This window comes from Mycobacterium sp. ACS4331 (genome assembly GCF_001667265.1).
Taxonomy (GTDB): Bacteria; Actinomycetota; Actinomycetes; order Mycobacteriales; family Mycobacteriaceae; genus Mycobacterium.
Genome location: NZ_LZHW01000098.1, coordinates 1 through 14144, shown reverse-complemented (window position 1 = coordinate 14144; position 14144 = coordinate 1). Strand labels below are relative to the sequence as shown.

The following is a 14144-nucleotide window of genomic DNA, read 5'->3' as shown; positions in this document are numbered from 1 at the left end:
CGCGTCGCGGGCTCAGGTCCGAGCCCGGTCGGCGGACGGAAGCCTGCCCGCGGCGAAATCCGCCGCCTGATCAGTCATGCCGTTGTGGGCGTAGAAGGTGTGCGTTGCGTTGTCCCCTCCGGTCGGTGAGCACACCGGATCCGTGGGGATGCACAGGTCGAGGGTCTTGTCGACATAGTGCGAACCGACCGTGATCGGCGGGGCGCCCGTGTAGATCATCTGCAGGAAGCCGCTCGACGGCTTGCCGAACAGGGCGACCGCGGCGACGTGATCGGACACCGAGGCCGGCATCGGTCCGGTGAGGCCCGGTGGGAGCACGAACCCGGCGGGCACCGAGTCCGCGGTGATGTAGGCCGCCACCGCCGCTCCCTGGGAGTAGCCGCCGATCACCACCTCGGTGTCCGGGCACCTCGTCGCGACATCGCGGACTTTGTTGCTCGCGTCGATGACGCCGTCGGCGGCGGTGGCGAAGTCGAGCGACGCGGGATAGTTCACCGCGTAGACATCGACCGATCGCCCCTGCGTTCGGGCCCGCAGCGCATCGACGAACGACTGTCCGGTCTCGCCGACTCCCACCGGTTCGAAGGTTCCGCGCGCGAAGACCACCTGCACGTCAGGACAGGGTTCGGCGTGCGCCGCCGGGATGACCAGGGCGGGAATGCCCGCGATAGAAAGTGTCAACGTCAGGACTGGAAGCCAACGATGAAAGATCCGCATCACAATCGCCTTAGTCATCGAAACCGGAACCCTGCGAGCCGCGACGCCCCCCGGGCGGACGGCATCGGTGTACCCGACCGACCATCCGCTGAAACCGTGTGTTCCGACACCTGTTGACAATGCAAATGATGATTTGCCTAACCTGGCCGCGTGGGTGATGTCTGCGAGGCGCTCGCGGATCCGTGACCGGGACCCCGGAAAGGGCGTGACATGAGAATCAACCTCACCAGCATCATGGTCGATGACCAGGACAAGGCGTTGCGGTTCTACACCGACGTCCTGGGTTTTGTGCCCAAGCACGACATCCCCATGGGAGCGCATCGGTGGATCACCCTGGTCTCCCCGCAGGCCCCTGACGGCACTGAACTCGTCCTCGAACCTGACGAGCATCCCGCCGCCAAACCCTTCAAGGCCGCGCTGGTGGCCGACGGCATCCCGTTTACGTCGTTCGAGGTCGACGATGTGCAGGGGGAATACGATCGACTGAGCGCCGCCGGGGTGCGGTTCACTCAACCGCCCACGGATTTGGGTCCGGTGATCACTGCCGTCTTCGACGACACGTGCGGGAACCTGATCCAGATCGCACATCCAGCCCAATAGGGCTGCGTCACTTCGTGATTCGGCGAGCTGACTTCATCAGTACCCGGCGCAGCCGAGGCGACAGATAGACCGCGAACAGGCCGTTGAACACGTCCTCCCGCAGCCGGGTCAGTGCCGAGGTCTTGATCCGCCAGTGCTCGCCGGACTTCTCGTAGGTCTCGGTGTAGTGGCCGTAGCCGCGAAGGTTGACGCCGGGCCCGAACCGCACCACGTCCTCGAGTGCCCAGATGCCACGCGCCGTGGTCGCCGAGGTCAGCTCGATCTCTGGCGCGTGCACCTGATGAACCGTGGGCTGTGCCCGCAGGCTGCGCCGGGTGAACGCGACGAACTCGTCCGCGCCGTGGATGACCCTGCCGCCGGCGTTCGAGGTGTCGCTGACGAAGTCGTCGGTGAACAGCGCTCGCCAGGACTGCCAGTCCTTGGTGTCGAGCAGTCGGCAGTAGCGGGACTTGAGCGCTTTGATCGCTTCGATCTCGCACAGTGTCGTGACGTCGTCCATCGGATCCCCTCCAGCTGGGCGGAGTGTCGGTGTCAGAGGTGCGCCCCCGCCCCTGGCGGGTCGAGCGAATCTGACACAGTGTCAGGTGAATTCGACGTGATGTCAACGGTGAACGCTGCACGCGGTATCCTCCGCCAAACCGACTGACACACCAGGAGTCGCGATGTTCGGACCCGAGATTGTGCGCACGGCAGGAGATCGGCGCGCGCCCCGTCGCGGCGAACTGCAGCGCGCACGACTGGTGGGTGCGGTACTGGATCTGCTGTGCGACCACACGCTCGCCGAACTCTCGGTCCTGCAGATCACCAGGCACGCCGGGGTCACCAGGCCGGCGTTCTACTTCTACTTCGAATCCAAATACGCTCTGCTCTCCGCGGCCATGGGCCAGGTCTGGACCCGGTTCGTGCAGGCCAGGCCCCTGTTGAACGGACTCGACCTCAGAGGGGCGCCGGGCGAACTGATCCGCCAGATCACACGCGACGCGGTCGAGATCTGGCATCAGCACCACGGTCTGCTGGCCGCCGTCGTGGAGGCGCGCGGATCCGACGCCCAGATTGCGCGGCAGTGGAGCGACCTGACTGCGCAGACCAGCGCGCAGATCTGCCAGATCCTGAGCCTGCTTCAGGCCACTGGCAGGGTGAAGCCGGCCAGCGACGACCTGTCGGGTCTGGTTTCGGCATTGATGGGTATGACGGTGTGGACGCTGCTGGAGCGCGGGGCGACAGCGGACGCCCGCCAACGCGAGGAGATCGTCGAGGTGATCAGCGCGGTGTGGTTGGCCGCGGTGTGGGGCCTGCGCCGATGACGTATCTGGCTGAGCTGCGGACACATTGGCGCCCTCTTGCGGCGGCCACCGCGGGCCTGAGCGTCGGGCTCAGTCTGAGTGCGTACACCAACGCCGCAATGGGGCCGCAGTTTCTTGCCGCGTTCGGCTGGGACCGGGCCGATTTCGCACTCACCGGGACCATCGCCCTGCTGACGTTCGTGTTTCTTCCGTTGTGTGGTCGGCTCACCGACCTCTTCGGCGTGCGCCGTACCGCGATCGTCGGGGTGGTTGGTCTGCCTCTGTGCTGGGTCGGCTACGCACTGATGTCCGGGTCCATCTGGCAGTACTTCGCGATCACCGCGGCCACCGTCTCGCTGGGGGTGACCACCACACCCGCGATCTACAGTCGCATCGTGGCGGTCTGTTTCGCCAAGGCCCGAGGGCTGGCACTGGCCGTGGCCATCTCGGGCCCGCCGCTGCTGGGTGCCGTCGGGGTGCCGGCAATCGACGCCATCAACCGCACCTACGGATGGCGCGCGGGATGCCTCGCCATCGCGGTGACCCTCGCCGTCATCGGTGCGTTGGCGATGGCGCTCATCCCGGCCACCGATGCCAAGGTCAGATCCGGTGCGCGCGAGCGCCGTGCAGTCGCCGACTACCGGGGCATCGCCCGCAGTCGGGTGTTCTGGATTCTGATGATCGGCGTGCTGCTGTGCAACCTGTACCACAGTGTGACGACCAGCCAACTGGGGATCATGCTGCGGGATTCGATGCCCGATGGGCAGACCGTGGCGGCTCTCGTCTCGACCTTCGCGGTCGCCGTGATCGCCGGCCGGTTCATCTGCGGTGTGGCGTTGGACCGCCTGCCGCCGCACCTGGTCGCTGCGGTCGCCATGGCGCTGCCGGGCCTCGGATGCATACTGCTGGCGTCCTCCCTGGACGGAATCCCGGTGTTGGTGCTGGCCGTGTGCTGCCTCGGGGCGGCGTGGGGGGCCGAAGGCGATGTCATCGCCTACCTGGTGGCCCGCCGCTTCGACATATCCGTCTACAGCACGGTGTTGAGCATCCTGTCCGCGGCGATCGGCGTGTCGTCGGCGCTCGGGGCGCTGGTGCTGAGCCGAATGCTGCACGCGACAAACAGTTTCGACGGATTCCTCGTGCTGTCGGGCGTCGCGGCGTTCCTCGGCGGGGCGGCGCTGCTGCTGTTGGGGCGACGGCCCACCGCTGCCGGACGACTCGCAGATTCGGGGGCGTCGAGCCCCTGGCCCGACGCCCCCGATTCTGTTGTGCCGGAACGGCGTCCGTGAACGGTGCCGCAGTCCGATCATGAGCCTCCCGCGGCGAGCCAGGTGTGCTCCTGGCCCGGCTCCGGCAGTACCCGGCCAGCTTCGATGGCGTGATGCGCGGGGCTGTTCTCGATCACGACGAGGACCCTCTCGGCCGGCACGCCGGTGACGCGTGTTGCCGCGTCGGCGATGCCACGCACCAGCTGTGACGTCTCCTCATCCGGGTGGCCGGTGCGGACCCACCCGTTGATGATCAGCGGTCGGCCGGGCTGGCCGCCGGTGAAGACGTCGGTCGGCGGAAGCTCGTTGAACACCACGTTGACGTAGTGGCCGGGTACGTGGTTGACGGTGGAGTGGATCGTGGTGATCTCGCCGGCCAGATCGGACTTGGCCTCGGTGGACAGCGTTCCCTGAGCGAGGGTGCAGGTGTAGACGGGCATGTTCTCGTTCTCCTTTGGATGCAGTGCCATCGGCGGGGCACCGGTCGGGCCCCGCCGATGAACATCGGGTCAGCCGAGGTGCGGCAGTTGCGGGATGGTGGGCACGACCAGGACAGTGGGCCCGTCGGCGGCCAGGGCGGCCTTGAACTCGTCGGCCAACATGTCGCTGCTCTCCACGTTGACTGTGCGGCAACCGAATCCGGTGGCCAACGAGGCGATGTCGAGCCCAGGAAGCTGCAGGCCCGGGACGCCTGGGGTCTTCTCCAGTTCGGCGAACGACTTGAGGATCGCGTACTCGCCGTTGCGCAGCACCACGAACACGATCGGGAGCTTGTGCTGTGCTGCCGTCCAGATCGCCTGGATGGAGTACTGGAACGAACCGTCACCGATCGTCGCGACGATGTGGCGGTCGACGCCGCGGGCCCGATCACCGAGGGCGAGGCCGACCGCGGCCGGGACACCCCAGCCGATCCCGCCGCTGCCCGTGGCGAAGAAGCTGCCGGGGTGGGTGGTGGGCAGCCAGTTGAACAGGTCGAGCATCGTCGACGTCGACTCCATCACCAGCGCGGCGTCGTCGGGCTTGACGGTGCTCAGCGCCTCGTAGACCGCGTTCGAGGTCATCGGCGCCGTCGCGGGCAGATCGGAGTGCCGCTGTCGCACCAGGGGTGCGGGCGGCTCACGGTCGGCCGGCGCCTCGACCAGATCGGTCAGCGCTGCCAACGCCATCCCGACATCGCCGAGCAGGCTGTCACCCACCGGCGCGGTCGCCGACAGGTGGCTGTCGGACGTGATCTGCAGCAGATCGGTGCCCTCCGGCAGGTACTCGCCCGCGACATAGGGGTAGTAGCGGAAGACCTGGGCGCCGATCGCCACGACAAGGTCGTGGCCGTGCACGGTCTGTTCCACCTCGGCGATGGTCATGGGCAGGGGGCCGGCGTAGAGCGGATGGTCCTCGGGGAACGAGATTCGGTCACCGAGTGCGCTGCCGTACACGGGGGCGCGGAGTTTCTCCGCGAATGCGATTCCCGCGTCCCACGAGCCGGTGCGGTCCACCTCGGGGCCGAGCAGAAGCAGGGGGTGTTTGGCGGCGTTGATCCGTTCGGCGAACTGGGCGAGCCGGGAGGCGTCTGGGGCCACCCGGTCGCTGACGGTGCGCACGGTTGCGGGTCCGAGGGCCGGCTTGTCCCAGTCGTCCAGCGGGATGGACAGGAACACCGGACCCATCGGGGGTTGCGTGGCGATCGCGTAGGCCTGCATGAAGGCCGCTGGCACATCTTCGGCGCGGGCCGGCTCGTAGGACCACTTCACCCAGGGCTTGGGCATGGTGGTCGCGTCAGGATTGTTGAGGTACGGGTCGATCAGAGACATCTCACGGGTCTGCTGTCCCGCGGTGATGATCAGCGGAGTGTTGGCGCGGTAGGCGGCCACCAGGCTGCCCATCGCATTGCCGGTGCCCGCCGCGGTGTGCAGGTTCACCAGCGCGGGCTTGCCGGTCGCCTGGGCGAACCCGTCGGCCATCGCCAGTGCCGACGCCTCCTGCAGCGCCAGCACATAGGTGAAGTCTTCGGGAAAGTCCTGCAGAAAGGTCTGCTCGGTCGAACCGGGATTGCCGAAAAACGTTGTCAGTCCCAGTGTTCGGAGCAGGTCGTAGGTCGCTTCGTGAACGGTCTTCTGATCGGCCATCGGTCTCACCTGTCTTGTCGAGGAAATGATGTCGACTGCCGAGTCGTTGTGTTCGACAGCTGGACAAACCATCCCCTGGCTCGACGGCCGGGGCATCGACGCTGGCGGGCAAGTTGCTGGGTGGGTGGCCACCAACGATCGGGTACCGCTAGCCGGTAGTCGGGTGCTGCCCGGCGAGTTCGGCCAACACCGTTGCGGTGGGTGCCCGGCGGATCTCCCGGTGGCCGACGCCCGCCCACAGGTGCACCAGATCAGCATCGCCCGCGGCTGCCGCCGCCTTGCGCAGGGCGCTCGTCAAGTGGTGGATCGCCGGATATCCCAGCGGTGCTGACGGTTCGAAGGTGTCGATGAATCGGTTGCGAAGCCCACGCGCGGGCCGGCCCGTGAACGCGCGGGTGAGCACCGTCGTCGTCCGAGACGGATCGGTCAGGGCGTCCTGGTGGGTGGCGGAGGCTCCGCTCTCGTCGGCGAGCAGCAGGGCGGTGCCCATCGCGACCGCGTCGGCACCGGCACCGAGTGCCGCGACGACCTGCTCTGGTCGAGAGATCCCACCGGCAGCGATGACGGGCAGACGAACCGCATCGGTGATCTGTCGCACGAGGTCGGTGAGCGCGACGGGCGGCGGCATCCGGTCCGGTGTGAAGGTGCCGGAATGTCCACCGGCGGTGTCGGCCTGCACGATCAGCATGTCCACTCCCGCCGCGACGGCCAGGTCGGCTTCGGTCGGGGACGTGACGGTCTGGGCGACCGCGGTCCCGGCGCGCTGCAGATCCCCGATGACCCGATTCGGGGGAAGGCCGAACGTGAAGCTGACGATCGGCACCGGATCGCGGCGCAGCATATCGATCTTGGCGTCGAACGCATCGTCGTCATCGACCGGGTCGGCGGGCAGCGCGACCCCGAGCCGGTCGGCATACGGTTGCAGCGCGGCGCGGTATCGGCGGTATGCGTCGACCTCGACCGGCACGGGATTGGGGGCGAAGACGTTGACGCCGAACGGAACCGAGGCCGCACGCACGGCGGCGATCTGGTCACCTAGGGATTCGGCGGTCCGGTATCCGGCCGGAACGAACCCGATGCTGCCCACACCCGCGGCGGCGATCACCATCTCCGGTGTGGTCGCTCCGCCCGCCATCGGGGCGGCGATCACCGGGATGCGCAGGTTGAGGTCCGACAGCGGTGATGTCATGCCGGTGTCGAGAGTACTGACGCCATCCGCACCGCGCTGAACTCCGGCAGGTCAGCGTCCCGGGCCGTTGGGCCACTTGAGCAGCGACCCGGCGTCGACCCGGATCTGCTGGCCGGTGATGTACCGGCTCTCGTCACTGGCCAGGAAGACACCCAGGTTGGCCGAGTCCTCGGGTTCGATGTAGGGGATCGGCATGGCCTGGAAGATCGTGAACAACGGCTCGGCGTCCTCGCGGGTGGCCTGCTTGCCCTCGGCCGTCAGATCCGGCCTGAACATGCTGTACATGCCGTCGTTCTGCAGCAGGCTGGTGTTGCAGTTGGTGGGGTGGATGGCGTTGACGCGAATCATCCGCGGGGCGAGGTGCAGGCACATCTCCTCGACGTACTCCATCACGATGCGCTTGCTCCAGCCGTATCCCGCGCCGCCGGGGCCCATATTTGGGTTGTCGGTGGTGCCGCGGATCATGCCCGCGGTTGAGCCCGTCACGATGATGGATGCACCGTCGGGCAGGTGCGGGACCGTCACGGCGAAGGTGTTCATCACTCCCACCAGATCGACGTCGCTGGCGTCAACGAACTGCATCGGATCTGGTCGGCCCATGGCCATCGGAAGGATCCCGGCGTTTGCGACCACGATGTCGATCTTGCCGAGGTCGGCGAGGCCGGCTTCGACGGCTTCGCGCAGTTCGTGGCGCTCCCGGACGTCGGCCACCCTGGCCACGACACGACGGCCGAGTTCCTTCACCGCTCGTTCGGTTTCGGCCAGATCGTCCGGTGTGGCGAGGGGATACGGGTTGGACTCGATCTGCCTGCAGATGTCGACGGCGATGATGTCTGCACCCTCCCTGGCCATCGCGATCGCGTGGGCGCGGCCCTGGCCGCGGGCCGCTCCGGTGATGAACGCGACCTTGCCTTCGAGCCGTCCGGGCATACTCTCCACCAACTCTCCTGGGACGCGGGCCGATCCCGCACTCGCACGGCTATCAAACTAGCGCCGGCGTGGCCCCCTATCAACGGTGTGGGACAAATCTTTGGTTACGAATGACGCGAACCAGGAGGGGGGTGGCGCCAGGGCTGGCGGTGTCGACCAAAGGCTTGGTCACATGTGTGGGGGTGAGGGTGGTGCCGGCCATCCGGCAGGCGCCGGTTGCGCTGCGCTGCCTATGGTCAAGACGTGACGATCACCTACACCGATGCGCTTCGGGACCAGATCAGGACGCGTCTGGAGCGGCATGAGCGGCGCGTCGTCGTCGATCCCAGCAAGCGGCACGCGGCGGTTGCCGTGGTGTTGGTCGACTCCGAGGTGGGGGAGGACCGCGTCGATCCGGCTCCGGTCGAGGACTGGGTCGCCGGGCGGATCCCAGACTCCAATCTCGACGGTCGCATGGTCGATGTGTCTGGCGGCGCGGCATTTCTCCTGTGCCGTAGGGCATCTCGACTCACCTCGCATCCGGCGCAATGGGCGCTGCCGGGTGGCCGACTGGACCCGGGGGAGTCGGTGGTGGATGCGGCCCTGCGCGAGTTGGATGAGGAGGTGGGTGTCCGGTTGGCCGATTCGGCCGTGCTCGGAATGCTCGACGACTACCCGACCCGGTCGGGTTACGTCATCACGCCAGTTGTGGTCTGGGGCGGTGGACGGCTGGATCTGCGGCCGTCTCCCGACGAGGTCGTCGCGGTCTACCGGGTGGGGCTGCATCAACTGCAGCGTGAAGATTCCCCGCGGTTCATCGAGATCCCCGAGAGTCCGCGCCCGGTGGTGCAGATCCCGTTGGGCAACGATCTGATTCACGCTCCTACCGGCGCGGTTCTGCTGCAGTTGAGGTGGCTGGGGCTGGAGGGACGTACGGAGCCGGTGGGTCACCTGGAGCAGCCGGTCTTCGCGTGGCGCTGACGCCACGATTCGGATTTTTTCTGTCCGAAGCAATGGCTGGTCACCCGCACTTTTCACACACCTGAACCCAGTCGATTCCGGGCGGGCTGATAACGACACGGGTACGGGACCCGACATACACATCGGGGGGTCGAGGTGTTGCTTTGCCGTCCACTACCGAGACGGTGAGACCGCCGACTACACGGCGGTCAGGCAATTTCCTAAACCGAGACGCCGCGCGTCACCGAACAAGGGTGAGCGTCGTGGCGCTACAAGGCGAAGGAGAGACCATGAATCTCAAGAAGATCACAGTGACCGCCACGATGGCGGGTGCGGTGGGATTCGGCGCGGTGGGCCTGGGAACGGGCCTGGCGCACGCCGATCCGATTGTGCCGCCCCCGCCTCCGGTTCCGGGCGTGAATGTGCCGGGTGTGCACGTTCCCGACGTGAATCTGCCTGGTGTGCACGTTCCCGACGTGAATGTGCCTGGTGTGAATGTGCCCGACGTGAATGTGCCTGGTGTGAATGTGCCCGACGTGAACATCCCTGGTGTGAACGTCCCGGACGTCAACCTTCCGGAAGTGAATGTGCCGGACGTCAACGTTCCCGGCGTCAATCTCCCGGACGTCAACGTCCCGGACGTGAACCTGCCGGATGTGGACGTGCCCGTCGTGAAGTTCCCGGGCCTGGGCGACTTCTTCCGGTTGCCGGCGGACGGGCACATCCCGCCCGGCCAGCTGAAGAACGCGCCCTTCATCAATGGCGTTCCTAATCCCTTCTTCGGCATTCCGCCCGGTCAGCTGAAGAAGATGCCCACAGTGAACGGCGTCATCAACCCGTTCTTCGATGAGGCACCGGGTCACTGGGCCATCCCGGGGGCCTGACCTGCGGCGATGGCCGCTCCGCTGCTGAGCGGGGCGGCCATCGGCCCGTCCGGGGTGTAACGAGCGCCCAGCGCCGCAGCGATTCCACTCCTGAGGCGGCCGCCAGTCGTATGGCCGCCGGTGGGAGGACAGCTGTGGAGGGAACTGTGGTGTTACGGCGAATCGGGGCGGCGGCGCTGGCAGCGGCCGTCTGGGCGGCCGCTTGGGCCTGCGGCACCGCGGCGGCTGCGCCCACGGCCCTCTCGTGTGCCGACTTCCACTGGATCGGTGCCGCGGGCTCGGGGCAGCGTGACGGCGCGAAACTGGCCGTGAACGACGGTATGGGTGACGTGGTCTACCAGACCTATCAGCAGGTGCGGGCCAACGTGGTGGCGAGCGGTCGCACCATCACGGCCGAAGCCGTGCAGTATCCCGCGGCCCCGGTGCCGTTGGAGGGCGGGTTCGGTGGCTGGCTGGATTTCCTGGGCAGCGTCGATGAGGGCACTGACGCCACTGCCGCACAGTTCGAGGCGTTCACCGAGCGCTGCCCGGACACGTTGGTGGTGCTGGCGGGGTACTCGCAGGGTGCCATGATCGTTCACCGCAACCTCTACGACATCGGTGAGGACCCCCAGCTCGCGGCGGCGCTGCTGATCGCCGACGGTGATCGCCTGCCGAGCGATACGACGATCAAGATGGGGTCGACGGCCTACACCCCGGGGGTGGGCATGGGAGTGGCGCAGGAGCACTCCTTCCTGGCCTCCACCAACACCTCACCTCTTCCGCCGGCTGTCGGGGCGCGCACCATCAGCGTGTGCGATGTGGGGGACCCCGTGTGTGATTACGACCCGGACAGTGACGAGGTGTCGCCCGCGAGCGTCGCGATCCACACCGCCTATGCCCCCGCGGCCAGCGGTGCGCACGCCTGGGGCGCACCACTGCTCAGCCTTCTGGCGCGGGCCGAGGCTCAGAGTCCCGGGCGGCCGGTCGCCTGAGTTGGGCGGATCTCACCCGATCCTGGTCAGCGTGAACGGCATACGGACCTCGAGGTTGCGGTTGACTCCGCATGCGCCGCTCGGGCCCAGCGTGGTGTCCCAACCGATGAACAGATCCCGGTGGTCGGGGGCATCGGCGCGCTTGGGCCAGAAGATGAATATCTGCTCAGCGTCTGAGAACGTGCCGTCGGGGCACGGTATCCAGCGCGGCACCATGTGCCGCGCGGTCCATTTCCCGCTGCGGAACACCAGGTTGGCCGTCCACCCCTGATCGCTGCTGACTGTGCCCGTGCAGTCCTGGTACGTCGTGCAGCTCGACGAGACCGTCCAGGTGGCGACGACACGCGCCTCGTCCCGGAAACTCTCGTTGGTCTTGGCCCACGCGCCGTCGGACACCGCGCTGAACATCCCGTTGAGCGCGGTCTCCTCCGGCGTGGCGCCGGCTGAGGGTGGGCAGCAGATCATCGCGGTGCCAAGCAACGCTGCGCCCGAGATCGCTCGAAACACCTTGCCGCCCTTCACGGTTTCGGCCCCGCGAACACCATGTCCTCCCAGGTCTTGGGCGCTCCGGCGGAGCTCAGGTCGCTCTGTTCGAAGACGGTGCCGGCGGGGCCGGCGACACGCCCCGTGGTGGGGTCGTAGATGGCCACTCCCGCCCCGGGAACCGGGGCCGCCTCCGGGCCGGGCACCGGTGCTGACGAAGGAGGCGGGGCTGGGGTCCCCTCCACCGGGCCGAAGATGCCTTCGTGACCCGGCACCCTTCGGTCCGGCGGGACACCCTGAGCCACCAGATTGGGGTCGAATGGATAGGGGCCAGTGGCATGCTGGCGCGTCGCCAACGGCTGAAAAGGCTTGTTGCTCTTACACATCGCCACGGTGGGAGCGTATTTTCCCGGGGCGTCCATACAGGGTGTGTTCCGAGCGCCGCGCACCGCGATGGGGGAGTCCTGCGGCAGCTTGCAGTACAGCCCGTCCGGCGTGTCGATGGTTGTGGTGTCGGCGGGGGTCCGCCATGCCGATGGCGGCAGGAACCCCGTCGTGCACGCCGGTGGGTCACTGACCGAGATCCGGAAGTCGCCGATGGGGATCCCGGTGGCGTTTTGGCCGGGTGCTGACGCCAGGTAGAACGCCGCGGCCGGCGGCAGCAGCACCAGCAGCTGTTCCAGACCGGGGTGGTAGGTCACCGCGACCTGGCCGATCGAGGTGAGGTTGGCCAGCAGCACCGGCAGAGTGGGTTTGAGCTGATTCAGCAGCCGGGACACCTCGTCTGCGGTTCCCGGCCCGTTGTCCAGCAGGCCGCGGACCTGTGGATCGTTGATGACCAGCTGTCGGCCCACGCTGGCCAGCTGTGCGGACCAGGCGCGCAGGGTGTCGGCGCTGGCGGCCTGGCTCTCCAGCACCGGCACCGAGTCCTCGGTGAGGGCGACCAGCGGTTGGTTGACGGACTCGGCGTCCGTCGCGATGCGCGAGGTCGAGTCGGCCAGCGACTGCATGTCATAGCCTGCGCCGTCGAAGGCGCGGAACGTCTCGTCCAGCAGCAGCGTCATCTGGTCCTTGGGAATGGTGCCGACCAGGCCGTGCAGGCGGTCCAGCATCGGTCCCACGGGTTGCGGCACGACGGTCCCGGCAGCCGGGATCACCGACCCGTTGCGCAGGTACGGCCCGGAATCGCGGCGGGGCTGCAGATCGACGTACTGCTCGCCGACGGCGGACACGCTGCGCACCTCGGCCACCAGGTCATCCGGCACCCTGGGCGATGCGTCCAGGGACAGCGTGGCCGTCGCGCCGCCCCGGTCGACGTCGATCGCCGTCACCTTGCCGATCTGCACTCCGCGGTAGGTGACGTTGGCGAACCGGTACAGGCCCCCGGCACGGGGCAGTTCGAGCGTGACGGTGATGCGGCCGATCCCCAGCAGGGTCGGCATCTGGATGTAGTTGACGACCATCACGGCGACGCCGATCACCGAGGCGATGACGAACATCGCGAGTTGGGTACGGACGAAGCGCGTGAGCATCAGCCACCTCCGTCCCGCGGCGGGAGCCGATCGGGCCCCATCACGCCCGGTGGGAGCGCGACGGCTTCGCCGCGGGCGTTCTTGAACGGGAACGAGTCGTAACCCGGATCGCCGGGCGCGGGCACCAGCGGCGCGTTCTCATCCCCGAACGACGTTCCCAGCAGCAGACCGCGCCGGAACCGGCTGAGCGTGAGATCGACCGTCACGAAGAGGTTCATGTAGTCACCGCGGATCCCCTGGTCGATCAGGCCCTGCCCGAGCGGAAACACCGGAAGGAAGGCCAGCGCGGTGCTGATGTCAGGTCCGACATCGACCAGCGCGCGGAAGACTGGTTCGAGGTGGCGCAGATTCTCGACCAGGTCGCCCTGGACGTCCGTGACCACTGTTCGTGCGGTGTCGCTGAACCGCCGCAGTGCCTCGAGTGCCGCGGTGAACCGGGGCCGCTGGGTGATCAGCACGTCCAGCATCGGCGGGATGTCATGCAGCGCCTGGTCGATCAGCTCGCGGTGCGACGACATGGTGGCCGTGAACCGGTCGAGTTCGGTGATGGTCGCAATGATGTTGTCCCGCTGCGTGTCCAGCGCGCCGACTAAGGTGTCGAGCTGACCGAGCAGGTCGCGGAGTTCGGTCTGCCGTCCGGTGAAGACGGCATTGAATTCGGAGATGATGTCACCGATCTTGCCCAGCCCGCCCGCGTTGACCACGGAGGCCAACGCGCCCAGCGTCTGCTCGGTGGACGGGTATGTCGATGAGCGGTCCAGCCCGATGGTCGAACCCGCCGCGAGCATCCCGGACGGCGCCTCGCCCAGTGGCGGATTGATCTCCAGATGCATCGAGCCCAGCAGACTGGTCTGTCCCACGGCCGCCACGGCATTGGCCGGCACCACGACGTCGGGGCGCACCGAGATGCGCACCACCGCGTGTCGGTTCTCGATGGCGATGCCACGGATGTTGCCGACGACGACGTCGTTCATCAGCACCGGTGCATTCGGTTCGAGATTGCCGACGTTCTTCAGTTCCACCGAGTACGTGTGGGCGCCCGGACCGTTGCCGACCGTGCCGGGCAGGGGCAGGGAGGTGATCCCGTGGAAGCTGCAGCCAGTCAGACAGGCCACCACCAGCACCGCGACAGCGCTGCGGGCAGACCAGGTCAGCCTCACGGGGTGCCCCCTTCGGCGGGCAACAGCATGTCGGTGACATTCGGGGGCGGGCCAGGCGGGGG

Annotated in this window: 15 protein-coding genes; 6 read left to right on the top strand and 9 right to left on the bottom strand. The window is 67.5% G+C overall.

Going from position 1 to position 14144, the window contains the following annotated elements:
• Positions 1–12 precede the first annotated feature (12 nt).
• Positions 13–717, bottom strand: a complete 705-nt coding sequence (locus A5727_RS22730; protein ID WP_157521532.1) for a cutinase family protein — start codon at positions 715–717, stop codon at positions 13–15.
• Positions 718–927: 210 nt separating this feature from the next.
• Here A5727_RS22730 and A5727_RS22725 point away from each other — a divergent pair, with 210 nt between their 5' ends.
• Entirely contained in the window at positions 928–1317 is a 390-nt protein-coding gene (locus A5727_RS22725; RefSeq protein ID WP_068255511.1) for a VOC family protein, read from the top strand.
• A 7-nt stretch (positions 1318–1324) separates the two neighbouring features.
• Here the strand turns inward: A5727_RS22725 and A5727_RS22720 are convergent, their stop codons facing one another.
• Positions 1325–1816: a nuclear transport factor 2 family protein gene (locus tag A5727_RS22720; RefSeq protein ID WP_068255508.1), complete on the bottom strand. Its 492-nt coding sequence runs from the start codon at positions 1814–1816 to the stop codon at positions 1325–1327.
• A gap of 163 nt (positions 1817–1979) precedes the next feature.
• Here A5727_RS22720 and A5727_RS22715 point away from each other — a divergent pair, with 163 nt between their 5' ends.
• Positions 1980–2621: a TetR/AcrR family transcriptional regulator gene (locus A5727_RS22715; RefSeq protein ID WP_068255505.1), complete on the top strand. Its 642-nt coding sequence runs from the start codon at positions 1980–1982 to the stop codon at positions 2619–2621.
• The gene (locus A5727_RS22710; protein WP_082949974.1) at positions 2618–3889 is read left to right on the top strand and encodes an MFS transporter; all 1272 of its coding nucleotides are present in this window, start codon (positions 2618–2620) and stop codon (positions 3887–3889) included. The genes A5727_RS22715 and A5727_RS22710 overlap by 4 nt, the downstream gene beginning before the upstream one ends.
• Before the next feature lie 17 nt (positions 3890–3906).
• On the opposite strand, the gene A5727_RS22705 is transcribed toward A5727_RS22710, so the two are convergent.
• From A5727_RS22705 to A5727_RS22690, 4 genes are all read right to left on the bottom strand, one after another.
• Entirely contained in the window at positions 3907–4338 is a 432-nt protein-coding gene (locus tag A5727_RS22705) for a tautomerase family protein (RefSeq protein ID WP_353612275.1), read from the bottom strand.
• Positions 4339–4377: 39 nt separating this feature from the next.
• Positions 4378–5991 carry a benzoylformate decarboxylase gene (gene mdlC, locus A5727_RS22700; protein WP_068255502.1) on the bottom strand — a complete coding sequence of 538 codons (1614 nt, stop codon included), beginning with the start codon at positions 5989–5991 and terminating at the stop codon, positions 4378–4380.
• Positions 5992–6139: 148 nt separating this feature from the next.
• Entirely contained in the window at positions 6140–7180 is a 1041-nt protein-coding gene (locus tag A5727_RS22695; protein ID WP_068255498.1) for an NAD(P)H-dependent flavin oxidoreductase, read from the bottom strand.
• 51 nt (positions 7181–7231) lie between these two features.
• Entirely contained in the window at positions 7232–8110 is an 879-nt protein-coding gene (locus tag A5727_RS22690; RefSeq protein WP_068255495.1) for a mycofactocin-coupled SDR family oxidoreductase, read from the bottom strand.
• Between the two features lie 243 nt (positions 8111–8353).
• On the opposite strand from A5727_RS22690, the gene A5727_RS22685 reads away from it, so the two are divergent.
• The 3 genes from A5727_RS22685 to A5727_RS22675 all read left to right on the top strand — a co-directional run bounded on the left by A5727_RS22685 (position 8354) and on the right by A5727_RS22675 (position 10907).
• Entirely contained in the window at positions 8354–9070 is a 717-nt protein-coding gene (locus A5727_RS22685) for an NUDIX hydrolase (RefSeq protein ID WP_068255492.1), read from the top strand.
• Positions 9071–9339: 269 nt separating this feature from the next.
• On the top strand, positions 9340–9933 hold the full coding sequence (locus A5727_RS22680; protein WP_068255489.1) for a hypothetical protein: 594 nt from the start codon (positions 9340–9342) through the stop codon (positions 9931–9933).
• 134 nt (positions 9934–10067) lie between these two features.
• Positions 10068–10907 (top strand): cutinase family protein, encoded by an 840-nt coding sequence (locus A5727_RS22675; protein WP_231992195.1) that lies wholly within the window; start codon positions 10068–10070, stop codon positions 10905–10907.
• Between the two features lie 12 nt (positions 10908–10919).
• Here A5727_RS22675 and A5727_RS22670 read toward each other — a convergent pair whose 3' ends face one another.
• The 3 genes from A5727_RS22670 to A5727_RS22660 are packed head-to-tail and all read right to left on the bottom strand — an operon-like array spanning position 10920 to position 14082.
• The gene (locus A5727_RS22670; protein WP_231992194.1) at positions 10920–11414 is read right to left on the bottom strand and encodes an Rv2253/PknI dimerization domain-containing protein; all 495 of its coding nucleotides are present in this window, start codon (positions 11412–11414) and stop codon (positions 10920–10922) included.
• Positions 11415–11425: 11 nt separating this feature from the next.
• Positions 11426–12922, bottom strand: a complete 1497-nt coding sequence (locus tag A5727_RS22665; protein WP_068255483.1) for an MCE family protein — start codon at positions 12920–12922, stop codon at positions 11426–11428.
• Positions 12922–14082 (bottom strand): MCE family protein, encoded by a 1161-nt coding sequence (locus tag A5727_RS22660; RefSeq protein ID WP_068255480.1) that lies wholly within the window; start codon positions 14080–14082, stop codon positions 12922–12924. The genes A5727_RS22665 and A5727_RS22660 overlap by 1 nt, the downstream gene beginning before the upstream one ends.
• Between the last annotated feature and the right edge of the window lie 62 nt (positions 14083–14144).